Source organism: Falsiroseomonas sp. HW251, assembly GCF_050563545.1.
Lineage (GTDB): Bacteria > Pseudomonadota > Alphaproteobacteria > Acetobacterales > Acetobacteraceae > Falsiroseomonas.
Genome location: NZ_JBNXUM010000123.1, coordinates 1 through 307, shown reverse-complemented (window position 1 = coordinate 307; position 307 = coordinate 1). Strand labels below are relative to the sequence as shown.

Here is a 307-nt window from a genome sequence, read left to right as displayed (position 1 = left end):
TGCGTTGTCGGCGACAGCCGCGAAGCGGAGCCCCTGCGCGGCATGACGTAGCGACAGGTCCGCATGGGTTGCCGCGAGAGCGGCAAGCCAGGACGGGAAGCGTTCCGACAGGCGTGGCTCGTACGGGTGCTGGAAGCCGACGCGCATGTCAGCCTCGTCGTTGATGACCAGCAGCCCGCGGGCACAGCGTTCCGGCACCAGCCGCAGCGCGAGCTGCGCGGTGGTCTCGGCAGCCTCGACAAGCCGGTCGACTTGCGGCTCGCCCTCTGCATCCGACCAGGTGCCCTTGCGATGGAACGAGACGAAC

The 307-nt window shown here is 69.1% G+C and carries 1 protein-coding gene; it reads right to left on the bottom strand.

Translation table 11 applies throughout. The features are described 5' to 3' along the window. Positions 1 to 307: hypothetical protein (locus tag ACLF3M_RS35460; protein ID WP_430661721.1), on the bottom strand; the 307-nt coding region annotated here is incomplete at both ends.